13 protein-coding genes and 1 pseudogene are annotated in these 15,844 nt (G+C 41.6%); 9 read left to right on the forward strand and 5 right to left on the reverse strand.

The genetic code is table 11. From position 1 onward, the window contains the following. Window positions 1-487: 487 nt before the first annotated feature. Window positions 488-1,336, reverse strand: a complete 849-nt coding sequence (locus tag CALSC_RS08555) for a M28 family peptidase (RefSeq protein WP_088240960.1) — start codon at window positions 1,334-1,336, stop codon at window positions 488-490. 231 nt (window positions 1,337-1,567) lie between these two features. On the opposite strand from CALSC_RS08555, the gene dnaK reads away from it, so the two are divergent. The 5 genes from dnaK (at window position 1,568) to CALSC_RS08580 (ending at window position 6,407) form a co-directional block, all read left to right on the forward strand. Further along, window positions 1,568-3,811 (forward strand): molecular chaperone DnaK, encoded by a 2,244-nt coding sequence (gene dnaK / locus CALSC_RS08560; protein WP_088240948.1) that lies wholly within the window; start codon window positions 1,568-1,570, stop codon window positions 3,809-3,811. Between the two features lie 169 nt (window positions 3,812-3,980). After that, window positions 3,981-4,970 carry a DnaJ C-terminal domain-containing protein gene (locus CALSC_RS08565; protein WP_088240949.1) on the forward strand — a complete coding sequence of 330 codons (990 nt, stop codon included), beginning with the start codon at window positions 3,981-3,983 and terminating at the stop codon, window positions 4,968-4,970. Window positions 4,971-4,981: 11 nt separating this feature from the next. Beyond that, window positions 4,982-5,275, forward strand: a complete 294-nt coding sequence (locus tag CALSC_RS08570; RefSeq protein WP_088240950.1) for an HNH endonuclease — start codon at window positions 4,982-4,984, stop codon at window positions 5,273-5,275. Window positions 5,276-5,398: 123 nt separating this feature from the next. After that, window positions 5,399-5,932 carry a J domain-containing protein gene (locus tag CALSC_RS08575; RefSeq protein ID WP_088240951.1) on the forward strand — a complete coding sequence of 178 codons (534 nt, stop codon included), beginning with the start codon at window positions 5,399-5,401 and terminating at the stop codon, window positions 5,930-5,932. Window positions 5,933-6,134: 202 nt separating this feature from the next. Continuing rightward, on the forward strand, window positions 6,135-6,407 hold the full coding sequence (locus CALSC_RS08580) for a DUF3143 domain-containing protein (protein WP_088240952.1): 273 nt from the start codon (window positions 6,135-6,137) through the stop codon (window positions 6,405-6,407). Window positions 6,408-6,540: 133 nt separating this feature from the next. Here the strand turns inward: CALSC_RS08580 and CALSC_RS08585 are convergent, their stop codons facing one another. The 3 genes from CALSC_RS08585 to lysA form a co-directional block, all read right to left on the reverse strand. Next, window positions 6,541-7,296 (reverse strand): isoprenyl transferase, encoded by a 756-nt coding sequence (locus tag CALSC_RS08585; protein WP_088240953.1) that lies wholly within the window; start codon window positions 7,294-7,296, stop codon window positions 6,541-6,543. After that, complete coding sequence (cdaA, locus tag CALSC_RS08590) at window positions 7,293-8,216, reverse strand: diadenylate cyclase CdaA (RefSeq protein WP_088240954.1); 924 nt, start codon at window positions 8,214-8,216, stop codon at window positions 7,293-7,295. The genes CALSC_RS08585 and cdaA overlap by 4 nt, the downstream gene beginning before the upstream one ends. A gap of 108 nt (window positions 8,217-8,324) precedes the next feature. Next, window positions 8,325-9,728 carry a diaminopimelate decarboxylase gene (gene lysA, locus CALSC_RS08595; RefSeq protein WP_088240955.1) on the reverse strand — a complete coding sequence of 468 codons (1,404 nt, stop codon included), beginning with the start codon at window positions 9,726-9,728 and terminating at the stop codon, window positions 8,325-8,327. 121 nt (window positions 9,729-9,849) lie between these two features. Here lysA and rimI point away from each other — a divergent pair, with 121 nt between their 5' ends. The 4 genes from rimI to CALSC_RS08615 all read left to right on the forward strand — a co-directional run bounded on the left by rimI (window position 9,850) and on the right by CALSC_RS08615 (window position 14,554). Continuing rightward, window positions 9,850-10,356, forward strand: coding sequence for a ribosomal protein S18-alanine N-acetyltransferase (gene rimI, locus CALSC_RS08600; protein ID WP_407641896.1), 507 nt, complete (start codon window positions 9,850-9,852; stop codon window positions 10,354-10,356). 698 nt (window positions 10,357-11,054) lie between these two features. Further along, complete coding sequence (locus tag CALSC_RS08605) at window positions 11,055-13,523, forward strand: ATP-dependent Clp protease ATP-binding subunit (RefSeq protein WP_088240957.1); 2,469 nt, start codon at window positions 11,055-11,057, stop codon at window positions 13,521-13,523. Between the two features lie 135 nt (window positions 13,524-13,658). Further along, window positions 13,659-14,024 (forward strand): four helix bundle protein, encoded by a 366-nt coding sequence (locus CALSC_RS08610; RefSeq protein WP_088240958.1) that lies wholly within the window; start codon window positions 13,659-13,661, stop codon window positions 14,022-14,024. Between the two features lie 50 nt (window positions 14,025-14,074). Then, complete coding sequence (locus tag CALSC_RS08615) at window positions 14,075-14,554, forward strand: GNAT family N-acetyltransferase (protein WP_088240959.1); 480 nt, start codon at window positions 14,075-14,077, stop codon at window positions 14,552-14,554. 351 nt (window positions 14,555-14,905) lie between these two features. Here CALSC_RS08615 and CALSC_RS26370 read toward each other — a convergent pair. Next, window positions 14,906-15,844: pseudogene (locus CALSC_RS26370) on the reverse strand (AAA family ATPase); the annotation flags it as partial.

Raw genomic sequence — 15,844 nt, forward strand, 5'->3', positions numbered from 1 at the left:
ATGGTGATGAGATTTTGAATTGCGATCGCGTTTTATAGTGCTAGGCGCAAGTAATAAGTAATAAGTAATAACTCCCGGTTCGCTCATTTTTTTTGGAGTTCAAGAAATTGCCCAAAAACATAGAATCTAAGTTTGGTAATGGTTCTAGGAACTTGCTTAATATTGAGCTTGAACTAACACCCCGCTTTTAAAACTCTATTTTTATGCGATCGCACAAGGTTGGGACGAAAGTACATTTGAATCACAGGCTAGAACCCCGATTAAATCGTTCAGCTTTTTTCTAACTCAATTTCAAATAGGCGAACCGGGAGTAATAAGTAATAAGTAATAAGTATACTGCTCATAGGTTTGAGCCTTCAACAATGTCTTAACGTATATGCGTATTACTACATATAGGATTACTATTTAATTTCTGCTCCCTGCTCCCTGCTCCGACTAGGGAAATAAATTGGAACAACTATATTATCTTTTCTGGAGTTCTCTCAATCTACAATCGCCGAATACCCTTTTCTAAACCCAAACAAACCCCCGTCAAAAAATCTAAATCCAAAGTCGCCATTGTATCGCTCGGCTGATGATAATGGGGATTCCGCATATTCGCCGTATCTGTAACCATAATTGCTGGATAACCCGCATCCCAAAATGGTGCATGGTCACTTCTGCGTGTCTCCGGAACTATCTTACCTCCGTTGGGAACAGGTAACCACTGACTCGCCACACCAACTTTACGAATATGACGACTAATGCCAATTAAATCCCCCAGTGTCCGCCAATTGCCAATTAAAGCAATAAAATTACCACAATTGGGATAAAAAAGTTCTAAGGGACGGGGATAATTTTGAGAGTGAGGACGAGAATCACAATAACCCAACATTTCCAAAGAAATCATCAACCGTAAAGGCTGCTGTTCTTGCTTTAATTTATTTGCATATTCAATACTACCAAGCAAGCCATACTCTTCCATATCAAATGCCACTAGTTGCAATGGATATCTAATAGGCTCAACCGCAAACATTCTAGCTAATTCCAATAATACCGCCACCCCAGTAGCATTATCATCCGCACCTTTTGTTCCCGGTACCGCATCATAATGGGCACCAATGAGAATTGGGGAGAAATTACCCTTGGCAAACTCAGCTTGGGGAGGTAAATTCAAAATCAGATTCTTACAGGTTTTGCTACCAACCATGAAGGTGTGGATTTCCACACTTCCCCATTGTGACAATTCTTGGCGAATGTATTCTTGAACAAAGAAATGTCCAGCAGTTGCCAGATAAGGATCCCGCTCTCGTATGATTTGAGTCAGATGAGCTTCTAGCTGATTTTTTAAGTTCACAAATTCTACTAATTCCCAATTAAAATAATGGCGACATACTAGAAAAACCACAAGCGCACCCAGCATTTTACTGTCTACAACCCTGGTTCTCCCTGGTAACTTTCCGCAAAATCCAAAATCCAAAATGGAATGAACGTGTATTTTTCAACTGCAAGATACAATAAATCAAGCATTACTTGTAAGCAAAACAAATAATTTATAAGTTTTAAAGATATAGGAGAAAGGCAACGCATGGGTAAGGTAGTAGGCATCGACTTGGGTACAACTAACTCAGTAGTCGCCGTGATGGAAGGTGGCAAGCCGATGGTTATTGCCAATGCAGAAGGTATGCGAACTACTCCGTCTGTGGTGGGTTTTAGTAAGGATGGGGAAAGGGTTGTAGGACAAATGGCTCGGCGACAAACTGTCCTCAACCCTCAAAATACCTTTTTTGCCATTAAACGCTTCATGGGGCGTAAATATGCCGAACTTAGTCCAGAGTCAAAGCGAATACCCTACACCATCCGCAAAGATGAAGTCGGTAATATTAAAATCCCCTGTCCCCGACTAAACCGAGATTTTGCCCCGGAAGAAATTGCGGCTATGATTCTCAAAAAATTAGCCGAAGATGCCAGTAAATATTTGGGGGAGCCAGTAACAGGAGCAGTAATTACCGTCCCCGCCTATTTTAATGATTCCCAACGCCAAGCGACGCGAGATGCTGGCAGAATTGCTGGGTTGGAAGTACTGCGAATTCTCAATGAACCAACTGCAGCATCTCTGGCTTACGGATTAGATAAAGCAAATAATGAAACAATCCTCGTATTTGACTTGGGCGGTGGAACTTTTGATGTATCTATTCTAGACGTAGGTGACGGGGTTTTTGAAGTTAAAGCTACTAGTGGAGATACTCAGCTTGGTGGTAATGATTTTGACAAAAGAGTAGTTGATTGGCTGGCAGAACAATTTTTAGAAGCTGAAGGGGTAGACTTAAGACGCGATCGCCAAGCTTTACAACGTTTAATGGAAGCAGCAGAAAAGGCGAAAATTGAGCTTTCAGCAGTCAGTGTCACTGATATTAATTTACCTTTTATCACTGCCACGGAAGATGGCCCCAAGCACCTGGAAACCCGCCTGACTCGCTCTCAATTTGAAGGTTTGTGTGGGGATCTATTAGGACGATTACGGACACCTGTCAAAAGGGCGCTCAGAGATGCAGGTTTATCTCCCCAAGATATTGATGAAGTGGTTTTGGTGGGTGGTTCTACTAGAATGCCAATGGTAGAGCAAATAGTCGGAGCCATTATCGGGTTGGAACCAAACCAAAATGTGAACCCCGATGAAGTAGTAGGGGTGGGCGCAGCCATTCAAGCGGGGATTCTGGCTGGGGAATTTAAGGATGTGCTGTTATTGGATGTTACTCCCCTATCAGTAGGGTTAGAAACCATTGGTGGGCTGATGAAAAAACTGATTCCTCGGAATACCACTATTCCCGTACGTCGCTCTGATATTTTCTCCACCTCCGAAAATAACCAAAACACCGTGGAAATTCATATTGTCCAGGGTGAGAGAGAAATGGCAGCAGATAATAAATCCCTAGGAAGATTTAAGTTATATGGCATTCCTCCCGCACCCAGAGGTATTCCCCAAATCCAAGTATCATTTGATATTGATGCCAATGGAATTTTACAGGTAACGGCACTGGATAGAACCACAGGTAGGGAGCAAAGTATTACCATTCAAGGTGCTTCTAATTTGAGTGAAGGGGAAATTAAAGAAGCTATTCGGGAAGCAGAAAAATATGCTGACATCGATAGAGAACGCAAAGAACGGGTAGAAAAACGCACCCGTGCCGAAGCATTGATTTTACAGTCAGAAAGACAACTCCGGGAAGTCGCTCTAGATTTTGGTATGGGATTTGCCCGTAACCATCGTCAACGAATTGATCGTATTTGCCGGGAGTTGCGTCAAAGTTTACAGGAAAAAGATGATCGCGGCATCGATCAAGCATATGCCGATCTACAAGATGCCTTGTACAACCTCAATCGAGAAGTACGGGAATATTATTCTGACGACGAAGAAGACGATTTATTTGGTACCATCCGCGACATCTTTATCGGCGACGGGGATAGAGAAAAAGAACGGGATTCATACCGCGATCGCAACTACTCTGACTGGGAATACGGACGCGATCGCAGCAACTATGGTAGCAGAAGCTATGGTCAAGATGACTATAGTAGACAAAGTAGTAGAGAAACTGGCTATGAACGCGATCGCGGTGACTATGATAAAAGAAGCTATGGTCAAGATAACTATCAAGATAGCTATGGTAGAGACAGCTATGGCAAAAATTACGGTAGGGATCGAGAATATGAACGCGATCGCAGCGACTATGGTAGGGATAGTCGCTCCCCCTATGAAAAAAAATCTAATCGTAAACCGCCTCGTCCAACCTATCAAGATAATTGGGATGATGATGACGATGATTGGCTTTGAAGAAGGCAGAAGTCAGGAGGCAGTCCCGATGAAAAGTAATTTTCACCATCAATTATCTAAATATAATTTTTCCTTCACCCCTGCTCCCTGCTCCTTGCTCCCTGCTCCCTGCCCCCTGCTTAGAAGGCAGAAGGGCAGATAAAACTAATCTCCATAAAATTACTCAACTATGCAGCAAAATTTGCGTAACTTTCGCGATTATTATGAAATTTTGGGAGTATCAAAAGATGCATCCAGCGAAGATATAAAAAAAAATTATCGGCGTTTAGCTAGACAGTACCACCCAGACCTCAATCCCGGAAATAAGGAAGCAGAGGAAAAATTTAAGGCAATTGGTGAAGCATATGAAGTGCTTTCCGATAATACCAGGCGTTCGCAATATGATCGAATCGGTAGCTTTTGGAAACAAAAGGGTTTTAACAACAAACAATCACCCAAAAACAAACCTTGGGGAAATCGTACTAGTAGTCCCTCAGAAACTTCAGATGTAGACCCCAGCGAATTTTCTGACTTTGAAAGCTTTATAAATCAAGTTGTAGGTGTTGGAACTCGCAAAGACACCAGAAACTCTACAAATGCTAATAGTGCACCAAAAGACCCGTTTCGCACCTCCAAATCAAAAGTACAATACACAGTTCCTCGCTCCACCCGTCGGGACATTGAAGCCAGGTTAACCTTACCTCTGGAAAAAGCATATCAAGGTGGTTTAGAACGTATTCGTTTAGAAGATGGGCGATCGCTAGAAGTAAATATGCCTCCTGGTATGGTCACAGGTCAGACCATTCGCTTGCGGGAACAGGGTATAGGAGGTGGTAGTTTATACTTGAAAATTACTGTTAATCCTCATCCAATATTTAAAATAGAAGGTGCGGATATATACTGCCAGATTCCCATTACTCCTAGTGAAGCGGTATTGGGGGGACAGGTAGAAGCACCTACCCTAGATGGATTAGTGAAAATGAGCATACCTCCAGGAGTTAGATCCGGGCAAAGATTGCGTCTTTCCGGTAAAGGCTATCCCAGCGATCGCGGTCAACGAGGAGATCAACTCGTGGAAATTCAAATAGTAACACCAAAAAACATTAGTATCGAAGAGAAGGAACTATACGAGAAAATACGCAACATTGAAACCTTTAAACCCCGTGCAGATTTACTCTAATTATTTTAGCGATGAAAAATTGGCGAGAAATTAGGCAAGAAGTATTAGCAAGGGATCATCGACAATGCCAAGTATGTGGCAAAGAAAATAGCGCACAAGTGCATCATATTATTCCTAGAAGTCAAGGTGGTAGTAATGAATTATCCAATTTAATTGTTCTTTGCGGTCGCTGTCATATGCTTATAAGTCCCGTCCCTTCCTGGCTAATTACCAAACTCTGGCAAATTCCAGAAGCAGAAATACCAGCTGTGGCTGATGCTGTGCAAACTCGTATTGACGAAGTTATTGGGAAGAGAATGACGTAATACAATTTTAGATTTTAGATTTTAGATTTTGGATTGTGAAGATTGAATAGCTGGTAAGTTTAAGATATAAACACAAAGTTAATTGTAAGTTGAAGTAAAACACCCGTGAATGAGAATGGGGCAATGCCGTCTCGCAGTAAACCCACTTACTACACCCTGTTAGGATTACATCCATCAGCATCGGTAATTGAAATTCGTCGCGCCTATAGGGAATTAAGCAAACGCTATCATCCAGATACTACAGAGTTATCTGCTAGTACAGCTACCGTCAAATTTCAGCAACTCAATGAAGCTTATGCCACTCTGAGTAATCCAGAAAGACGACAAACCTACGACCTGAAAATCGGGTATTCCCGGTTTGGAGTAATTCAAACACCTCCTAGTCCTAATCACCCAGCTGCTTCCGGCTATGACTGGACAAAATCAGCCTACCTTGATGCTAGCGATCGCCCCCTCTCAGCCGGTGAAATTTTTGCCTTATTTACCTTAGTGATGACATTTGTAGGTTGTTTAATATTAGCGATCGCTATTGGTATAACCCGTGGAGATACAGCATTTTCTACTCAATTAACCCCATCTCCCCCAATTCAACAGCAAATCAGCAATCTTCCTAGTGCAGTAATTCCGATAAAAATTAATAAATATTTTGACTTTTAACTTAACTTATGAGCAAAAAATAGACTGGGTACAAGCCCCCCGCAGTCACTCATGGGTGAGCGAAAAAAGTGTGAGGAGCGTGGGAGGTATGGGGAGTGATTTTTTGGATACTTAGCTAGAAATTCCACCCAAAATTTCGTTCACCCGTCGCTCATAGGGTAACTGATAACTGATAACTGATAACTGATAACTGATAACTAAAATGACTTTTCCTTCTCCAGACACACCATTATATAGCCATCCTCTACCACAAATTGAGCAGTGGTTAAGAGCACAGGGATGCCAGCAAGACGAAAAACAACTCCACTATTGGTACCTCAAGAGAGATTCTTGGCAAGCCGAGCTCTACCTAGATATCGAACAAATAGTAGTTAGATACCTGCAAGCAGGGAAAGATGGAGAAGATATTCAAAGAGCTTTTAAATATTCTTTAACTCGCCAAGATATAGAACAAGCAGTTTTTTCTGGACCATAGAAGAGGAGGGAAGGAGGGAAAGAGGGAAAGAGGGAAGGAAGGAAAGAGGGAAAGATAAAAAATCTTAACTCCCAACTATCAACCATCAACCATCACTCCATCACTCCATCACTCCTTCACTCCTAACTCCTTTTTAAACAACTTTGCCAAATCTACGTTGCCGTTGTTGGAAAGTAGACAAAGCGCGGTGAAACTCACTACGGTCAAAATCAGGCCAGAGAGTATCAGTAATATAAATTTCTGAATAAGCCATTTGCCAGAGGAGAAAATTTGAGAGACGCACCTCTCCACTAGTACGAATTAATAAATCTGGGTCGCAAGTACCAGCTGTATACAGGTGACGTTCAAAAGTCGCTTCATCAATTTCATCGGCTTTGAGTAAACCTTGTTCGACTTTTTGAGCGATCGCATGGCAAGCCTGGACAATTTCTTGTCTACCCCCATAATTTGTTGCTATTGTAAATCGGATACTGCGATTATCTTTCGTCTCTTCCATAGAACGAGAAATTTCTGTCTGGAGAGCAGATGGCAAATCGTTTAAATTACCGACAAATTTAATTTGTACGTTTTCCCGCACCATTTCCCTTAATTCTTGGCGCAAAACCTTCTGAAATAGTGTCATTAAAAAATCCACTTCTTCTCGTGGTCTACCCCAATTTTCCGTGGAAAAGGCATAAGCTGTTAATGCTTCAACCCCCCAATCTTTACAACAGCGAAGCAAATCCTTTAAAGCATCTACTCCCCGCTTATGACCCATAATCCGAGGTAATCCTTGACGTTTTGCCCAGCGACCATTGCCATCCATAATTACTGCTACGTGCTTGGGTAGCAGTTCTGGCTTTAAATCGGAGGGTAAATATTGCAATTGAATTTTTTGTTGTACTGTCATTTTTTATCTCGCGAAGCGGTCGATGATAAACCGAGTAAACGTGATAGTAATGCTAGAACCTGACTACGAATTTGACGACCCAAACTGAATAAACCAGGTGCTACCGCTTCCCGATCCACAGTGGGAGCAAATCGAGCCTCCAAAGACTCTTTCAGTTTCGTGATAGTCAGTGGTCTATTTAGGGTTCCCCTTTCCGCTAAAGAAATAGAACCTGTTTCTTCAGATACAACCACACAAATGCAATTTTCGACTCGCTCAGTAATTCCCATAGCAGCTCGATGGCGTGTTCCTAATTGACGCGAAGCAGTGCGTCCTGAAAGCGGTAAAATTATACCTGATGCTGCTATCCGTGATCCACGAATTAATGTTGCTCCATCGTGTAATAAAGTTTTAGGTTGAAAAATTGTTTGGAGTAGTTCTTTAGAAACTTCTGCATTCAGCTTGACTCCCGGCACAGAAAAATCTCGCTCATCAACCGTACCAGAGGTTTCAATAATCAATAAAGCTCCAATACGACTTTTGGAAAGTTCTTTGACTGCGTCCACAATTTCATCTATCACATTATCTGATTTGGGAATTACCAAACGAGATGGTTGAAATAGCTGACGATATTCACCCCGTCCTAATTGTTCCAAAAACCTACGAAATTCTGACTGTAAAGCTACAGCCATAGCTACAGCAGAACCAACCACTAACTTATCAAGCACAAACTTGAGCAGACCTAGTTCCCATTGGTCACTAAGTGCGGAGGCTAACATTAAAAAAATAAATCCCCGTACCATCCATAAAGTCCGGCGCTCATTGATCAAAATTAGCATCATATAAGTGAGCACCAGAACCAATACAATATCCAGAGCCTTCAATAGCAAGGACTGCGACCCGATAAAGGTTATCAGCCATTGCTTCCACCAATTCCCCATGACATCTGGATTTACGCTTTCGCCTTTAGTACTTCGATGATTCCTGACTAGTCGTTTAGTGATTGGTTATTATTTATTAAATGAAAATAAATAATAACCAATCTGTTACTAGCTTTTGAGTCTTTCTGGTAGGCAGTCTTTTCCAATCAAGTCTTGATAGGTTTCCCTTTGCAAAATTAGATTGGCTTCGCCATTTGCCACTATAACTGCTGCTGGTCGAGGCAGGCGATTGTAGTTAGATGCCATACTGTAATTGTAGGCACCAGTCCCTATGACTACTAAAACATCTCCTGGTTCCGTCTTTGGTAAATGGGCATGTTTAATCACAATATCCCCTGATTCACAGTGTTTACCTGCCACTGTCACAGTTTCTGTTAGGGGTTCTGACATCCGATTGGCAACTACTGATAAATAAAGTGATTGGTAGGTAATAGGACGGGGATTATCGGACATACCACCATCCACTGCTACGTAGGTACGGATATCAGGAACAACCTTTGATGATCCAATAGTATAAGCTGTAATACAAGCAGTGGCAATTAGCGATCGCCCTGGCTCGCATAGTAATTTTGGTAGGGGTAATTTTGCTGCGGTGCAAGCTTCTTGTACTACTTCACAAATGGGTTTTGCCCAATCTTCAATGCTGGGGGGATCGTCAGATTCAGTATACTTAATTCCTAAGCCACCACCAACATTCAATTGGGTTACAGATAAACCATATTCACTAGCTTTACTTAACCACTGCACCATGACCCCAGCTAAGTCTCGGTGGGGTTGGCGTTCAAAAATTTGGGAACCAATATGGGCATGTAACCCGATACAATTGAGTACTGATTGCTGGTTCACAAAAGTAAATAGCTGATCCAAGTCATTCGGGTCGAAGCCAAATTTACTATCTAAATGCCCCGTGCGAATGTATTCATGGGTATGGCATTCAATACCGGGTGTTAGCCGCAGCATAATGGGAATTCCACTGAGAGACTTCTCTGTGGCTAATTCCACTAGAGTTGTCAACTCATACCAGTTATCCACCACTATTGTGCAACCAGATTCCAAGGCTAAAACTAATTCTGCCAGGGATTTATTATTACCATGGAAATAGATTAGTTCTGGACTGACCCCCGCCGTTAGTGCAGTGTATAGTTCTCCACCAGATACCACATCAATTCCTAAACCTTCTGATGCAGCGATCGCACAAACAGCCACACAACTCCATGCTTTAGAAGCATAAAGCACCTGGGATTCACCCTGGTAATAGTGCTGAAATGTATCTCTGTATTGGCTACAGGCAGTTCTCAGGGTAATTTCATCTAAAATATATAAAGGTGAACCAAATCTCTGTACTAAGGTTGTTACATCACAACCTCCAATTTCTAGGCAATCTCTACTATTAACTTTGGCTGTCAGTGGTAGAAGTTGCTGATTAGGGGAAATCTTCGGCTGATTATTGCTTACTTTTGGTAAATACTTAATCGCAGAATCTTGAGTCTCAGGGGGGTGAGTCGATACCATAACTATAAAGGCTTGTCCTTGTTTAAATGATGGGCATAATAATGAATCCCGATTCCCAGTTTACAAATGGGTTGTACCTTATCCAACAAGTGTGAATACATTAAATATCAAATTAAAACCGGTGACAGCAGAAGACCTAGATGCTGTGGTGACTTTGGATAGAATCTGTTTTGGCAGACTTTGGAGTTTGGAAACCTACCAAAGGGAGTTAGATAGTCCTTATTGTGACTTATTAGGTCTTTTTTCTACCCTGTCTTCGGAAAAATTATTAGCAATGGGTTGCTTTTGGTCAATTTTAGAAGAAGCACACGTGACGATTTTAGCTGTTAATCCCCAATACCACCATCAAGGATTAGGACAGGCTATACTTTATTTTTTGCTCAAATCCGCTTATGATCGCGGTTTAGAAAGAGCCACCCTGGAAGTTAGAGTTTCTAACTCCCCGGCAATCTCTTTATATCAAAAATTTGGCTTCAAAAGAGCGGGAAAGCGACCCAATTACTACCAAGATAATGGTGAAGATGCCCTAATATTATGGCTGAGTGGTATGCAACAACCACAATTCCAGACAACTTTAGCTCAATGGTATACCATGATTTGCGATCGCCTCAGTTTTTTTCAGGAGTGACGGGACAAGAGGGTGTTGGGTGTTGGGAGTCGGGAGTTGGGAGTCGGGAGTCGGGTGTTAGGGGAAGGAAAAATTCTCCTTAGATAATTGGTGGTGAAAAATTTTTTCATTGGGACTTCCTTCTGGCTACTTCCTTCTGGCTACTTCCTTCGGTTAATAAGTGTTAACCCACAATTCACATTATTCCCTACACCTCTCCCTTAAGTATTTTTACTCAAAAAGATTATTTTGCCTCTGAGTTGAGCAGAATGTTAAGGAAGTTACATTACATTTTGCCTGAATATGATTTTTGATAATTATTGTAATTTTACTTTAAGTAAGATTATGTTTTTTACCTATCAGTGTTGGGATTCAATGATTGAATTTTATATTTATAATTTCTTTAACTATAAAAAAATATCATACTGTTCAGAATAACATTGACGTAATATGTATTTTATGGTATTAGTTATTGTTTGGTTGTTTGAATAACTCCTCAAAACCTGAACATCTAGTCCTCTATGGATTTGAGTCAGTAGGAAAAAATATGGGACGTGATTGACTCAGTACACTGAATCAGAAAAAGTAAAAAATAATTAAGGAAATACCAATACATTCCCGTATGTTGGGGGATATCTGTATATTTATACAGGGATCGCTCAAATTAGCCTGTGCTAAAATCAGCTTACCGGCACGACGCAGGTGATGGGATAAATGCCATGTTTGAACGCTTCACAGAAAAAGCCATTAAGGTGATTATGTTAGCCCAGGAAGAGGCACGCCGCCTGGGTCATAACTTCGTAGGTACCGAACAGATCCTCTTGGGTCTAATTGGAGAAGGTACCGGAGTGGCGGCTAAAGTACTGAAATCTATGGGTGTCAATCTCAAAGACGCTCGGATTGAAGTCGAAAAGATCATAGGTCGAGGCTCAGGCTTTGTTGCCGTGGAAATTCCGTTTACGCCACGGGCAAAGCGAGTTTTGGAGCTATCCTTGGAGGAAGCACGCCAGCTGGGGCACAATTACATTGGCACCGAGCATCTGCTGTTGGGTCTGATCCGAGAAGGTGAAGGTGTAGCAGCCAGAGTGCTAGAAAATTTGGGTGTGGATTTATCTAAGGTGAGAACCCAGGTAATTCGGATGTTGGGAGAAACGGCGGAGGTGAGTACCGGTGGCTCAACTCGCGGCAATAAGACTCCCACACTGGATGAATTTGGTTCTAACCTAACCCAATTAGCAGCTGACGGCAAGCTTGACCCAGTAGTGGGACGCGCCAAGGAAATTGAACGAGTGATTCAAATTCTCGGTCGCCGTACTAAAAATAATCCTGTTCTCATCGGGGAACCAGGGGTTGGTAAAACTGCGATCGCAGAAGGTTTAGCACAAAGGATTTCTAATAAGGATGTCCCCGACATCTTAGAAGAAAAACGTGTAGTAACTCTGGACATAGGTTTACTGGTTGCAGGAACCAAATACAGAGGTGAATTTGAAGAACGTCTGAAGAAGATCATGGATGAAATTCGTCAGGCGGGAAATGTAATTTTAGTAATTGATGAGGTTCACACCTTAATTGGTGCAGGTGCGGCGGAAGGTGCCATTGATGCGGCAAATATCCTCAAGCCAGCTTTGGCGAGGGGTGAATTGCAATGTATCGGTGCTACCACCCTAGATGAATACCGCAAACACATTGAGCGGGATGCAGCTCTAGAACGTCGTTTCCAACCAGTAATGGTGGGTGAGCCATCTGTAGATGAAACCATAGAAATCTTATATGGTCTGCGCGAACGCTATGAGCAACATCATAAATTAAAAATTTCTGATGAATCTCTAGTCGCAGCCGCAAAGTTGTCAGACCGTTATATTAGTGACCGTTATTTACCGGATAAAGCAATTGATTTAATTGATGAAGCCGGTTCCCGCGTGCGTTTAATTAACTCCCAACTGCCACCAGCAGCGAAGGAATTAGACAAGGAATTGCGTCAAATTTTGAAAGAAAAAGATGATGCAGTACGTTCCCAAGACTTTGATAAGGCTGGGGAATTGCGCGATCGGGAAATGGAAATTAAAGCTGAAATAAAAGCGATCGCTCAAAGCAAGTCTAACTCTAACAAAACTGATGGTGATGAACCGGTAGTTACGGAAGAAGATATTGCCCACATCGTCGCTTCTTGGACTGGCGTACCTGTGAATAAACTCACAGAGTCCGAATCCGAAAAGCTGCTGCACATGGAAGATACCTTGCACCAGCGACTCATCGGTCAGGAAGATGCAGTTAAGGCAGTTTCCCGCGCTATCCGTCGCGCTCGTGTCGGCTTGAAGAATCCCAACCGACCCATTGCTAGCTTTATTTTCTCCGGTCCTACCGGGGTTGGTAAAACTGAGTTAACCAAGGCATTAGCTTCTTACTTCTTCGGTTCTGAAGAAGCCATGATTCGCCTAGATATGTCTGAATACATGGAGCGTCACACCGTATCTAAGTTGATCGGTTCACCTCCTGGTTATGTAGGCTACAACGAAGGTGGTCAATTAACAGAAGCTGTGCGCCGCCGTCCCTACACAGTAGTATTATTCGACGAAATCGAGAAAGCACACCCCGATGTGTTTAATATGCTGCTGCAAATCTTAGAAGACGGTAGGTTAACGGATGCCAAGGGTCGTACCGTGGACTTCAAAAACACCTTATTAATCTTGACTTCCAACATTGGTTCCAAGGTGATTGAGAAAGGTGGTGGTGGTATTGGTTTCGAGTTTGCTGACAATGAAAGCGAATCTCAGTACAACCGGATTAAGTCCTTGGTAAATGAAGAGCTGAAGAGTGTCTTCCGTCCTGAATTCCTCAACCGTTTAGATGAGATTATCGTCTTCCGTCAATTGAACAAGGAAGAGGTGACACAAATCGCCGACATCATGCTCAAGGAAGTATTTGGTCGTCTCACCGAAAAAGGAATTTCTCTGGAAGTCAGCGATCGCTTCAAGGAGCGTCTGCTACAAGAAGGTTATAATCCCAGTTATGGTGCAAGACCATTGCGTCGAGCAATTATGCGCTTACTGGAAGATAGTCTAGCAGAAGAAATCCTTTCGGGTCGAATTAAAGATGGTGATACAGCCTTCGTGGATGTGGATGAGGATAATAATATTACCGTGAGAGCACAGGAAAGGAAAGAATTATTAACCCCTGGAGTTGAATAAGCAACTATTGGCTCCCATCTGTTAATTTCATCATAATTAATCAACTATTAAGCGGTAGGGTATATGCTCTATCGCTTTTTTAAGTAATAAGTAATAAGTAATAAATAATAAATAATAAGTAAGAAATAATAAATAATGAGTAATTCTTGGATTAGTATTCAACAAAGAACTGAAAATTTTGCTATTCGTGTTATCAAAGCTTATAGTGAATTGAGTCAAAGAAATTTTGATGATGCTGGGAAAATATTAGCTAAACAATTTTTGAGAAGTGGTACATCGATTGGAGCTAATTGTGCTGAAGCTATCTATGCTCAATCAACAAATGATTATATATCCAAATATTCGATTGCCTTAAAAGAAGCTTCGGAAACGCAATACTGGATTAAAATAATGATTAAATCTGAGCTAGTTTCTGAACAAAAATTATCTCTCATGCAACAAGAAATTACTGAAATAATAAAAATTTTGATTAGCACAATAAACAAACTCAAATCAAAATAAACTTATTATTTCTTACTTCTTACTTTTTACTTCTTACTTATTACTTCATCATGATTCGACCCGCTACACCCAATGACAAGAAAGCTCTAATGGCGATCGCTGAGGCTATCGGTCTATTTCAACCGCAAGAGTTGGAGGAACTTGGCGGGATGTTGACAGAATACTTTGATGGTAACCTTGGCAAAGATAATTTTTGGATCACCTACGCTGATACTAACCCGGTGGGGGTTGCGTACTACGCACCTGAGCCTTATGCTAATGGAACATGGAATCTGTATTTTATTGCTGTCCATCCCCAACATCAAGGGAAAGGGTACGGAACGAAACTACTACGCCATGTGGAACAAGCTTTGACGACACGGGGCGAGCGCATTTTACTTGTGGAAACTTCTGGAATGCCAAATTTGGAGCGTACACGGGCATTTTACCGCAAACAGGGGTATGAGGAAGAAGCGCGAATCCGTGAATTTTACAATGCAGGAGATGATAAGGTTATCTTTCGCAAGGTATTAACCGCCTCGAAACAATAGAAATCTCCAGAGCTCACCTACAACCTTTGCTTGTACTAGTTGATAAATTTGCCAATCAATCTTTTTCTGTGCTATGTGAGTGAAAAAGTAATTAAATATACATTTTAAACTTAGCTTAACTTATGCTTAATGATTTATGAATTAAGATATTTTATCATTAATTGATTTTTTAATTGCTGATTCCTTGTATATTATGAAACATAATATTGCCCCAATCAGGTTAAAAAACCTACTTTTTCCAGATAAAGCGGGTATAGATGCTTAATTATTGACTATGGTAAAGACTTAATTCTGTCTGTATCTAATTAGTCAAAAAACCATAGGACACTACATAAATTAACTTAATTTTTCTTATACTTCCTCCCCCGTTAGGTATAGGTATTGTAAATATTTTTTGATTAAAGGGACTTGGAAATAACAGCGATCGCTGTCTTCTTGTAATATTTCTTTACGGACTAATTTTCTGACAACGGGACTATCGGCAGATGTAGGTGCTTCATCTTGTGATACACGCCATAGTAAATTGCGATCGCCATCTGTTAAGCTCCTCCAGAATTCCCGGAAATATTGATCGCCTCGTTCGAGTACAATGGGAATTACTGTTTCAATGTCCTGGGCGGTAGCTGTGACTGTATCATTATCTCGGCGATTTGCTCTAGTTTCCCGATTCAGTAATTCTACTATTTCGTAGCACATTAACTGTACTAAATATGGCTGGCAATGGGTGAGGCGGATAATCTCATCTACAGCTTCCGGCTCGTAAATCTGGCGGAACCCCTCCACTGGCTCGATAATTAGCTCCCGCGCTTCTAATTCTTGCAGATAGCTCATCCGTAAAGCACGGGTATTAATTAGATAGTCACTCCAATAATCGGGTAGTTCTGATAATTGACGAGCGCCACTGAAAAGTAAAGTCCAAGCGGTACGATGTTGTAAAACATTGCGGAGGAAGTTGAGGGGAACTTTGCTATTTGTCGCCTCTACCACTTCACTCAGGCGCTCGTATTCATCCAAACACAGGAGAAATCGCTTACCGGGAAACTTGCGTTCTATTTGTCCCAGCCAGTTTTGCAAAGCAATAAATGGATCGTTGGTTGCGGAATCTGGGTAAGGTAAATCTATTTTCCGGGGTAATCGTCGTGAAGCTTCCAGAATTTGCGACACCAAATTATCTGCTAATCCCTTCAGGGTTGTGGCTGAAGCTGCACCCTGTAAATCCACTAGCAAGGGAATCAGATTTGCTCCAACTTTGGAGGGTAAATATTTTAAAGAAGAGGTTTTCCCAGTTCT

It is taken from the genome of Calothrix rhizosoleniae SC01 (assembly GCF_900185595.1).
In the GTDB taxonomy this organism is placed as follows: Bacteria; Cyanobacteriota; Cyanobacteriia; order Cyanobacteriales; family Nostocaceae; genus Calothrix_A; species Calothrix_A rhizosoleniae.

Coding starts and splice junctions, on each gene's coding strand:
- dnaK (WP_088240948.1), top strand. CDS start 1,568: ATGGGTAAGGTAGTAGGCATCGACTTGGGTACAACTAACTCAGTAGTC.
- CALSC_RS08565 (WP_088240949.1), top strand. CDS start 3,981: ATGCAGCAAAATTTGCGTAACTTTCGCGATTATTATGAAATTTTGGGA.
- CALSC_RS08570 (WP_088240950.1), top strand. CDS start 4,982: ATGAAAAATTGGCGAGAAATTAGGCAAGAAGTATTAGCAAGGGATCAT.
- CALSC_RS08575 (WP_088240951.1), top strand. CDS start 5,399: ATGCCGTCTCGCAGTAAACCCACTTACTACACCCTGTTAGGATTACAT.
- CALSC_RS08580 (WP_088240952.1), top strand. CDS start 6,135: ATGACTTTTCCTTCTCCAGACACACCATTATATAGCCATCCTCTACCA.
- CALSC_RS08585 (WP_088240953.1), bottom strand. CDS start 7,296: ATGACAGTACAACAAAAAATTCAATTGCAATATTTACCCTCCGATTTA.
- cdaA (WP_088240954.1), bottom strand. CDS start 8,216: ATGGGGAATTGGTGGAAGCAATGGCTGATAACCTTTATCGGGTCGCAG.
- lysA (WP_088240955.1), bottom strand. CDS start 9,728: ATGGTATCGACTCACCCCCCTGAGACTCAAGATTCTGCGATTAAGTAT.
- CALSC_RS08605 (WP_088240957.1), top strand. CDS start 11,055: ATGTTTGAACGCTTCACAGAAAAAGCCATTAAGGTGATTATGTTAGCC.
- CALSC_RS08610 (WP_088240958.1), top strand. CDS start 13,659: ATGAGTAATTCTTGGATTAGTATTCAACAAAGAACTGAAAATTTTGCT.
- CALSC_RS08615 (WP_088240959.1), top strand. CDS start 14,075: ATGATTCGACCCGCTACACCCAATGACAAGAAAGCTCTAATGGCGATC.